A 222-nucleotide genomic window follows, 5' to 3' on the forward strand; every position below is an offset into this window, starting at 1 on the left:
CTTCATTCACGTCCACTCGAAACATCCGAATGCCCTGCCCGTCATCATCACCCATGGCTGGCCGGGATCGATATTCGAGAACCTCAAGATCATCGGCCCGCTCACCGATCCGACCGCTCATGGCGGACGCGCCGAAGATGCGTTCGACGTGGTCATTCCGTCGATGCCGGGCTACGGCTTCTCCGGCAAGCCGACCGGCACCGGCTGGGGGCCGGACCGCAT

Annotated in this window: 1 protein-coding gene; it reads left to right on the forward strand. The window is 63.5% G+C overall.

Annotation, left to right across the window (positions count from 1 at the left end; translation table 11 throughout):
* Window positions 1-222: epoxide hydrolase N-terminal domain-containing protein (locus AF337_RS25750; RefSeq protein ID WP_193393658.1), on the forward strand; the 222-nt coding region annotated here is incomplete at both ends.

It is taken from the genome of Rhizobium ecuadorense (genome assembly GCF_001187535.1).
GTDB lineage: Bacteria > Pseudomonadota > Alphaproteobacteria > Rhizobiales > Rhizobiaceae > Rhizobium > Rhizobium ecuadorense.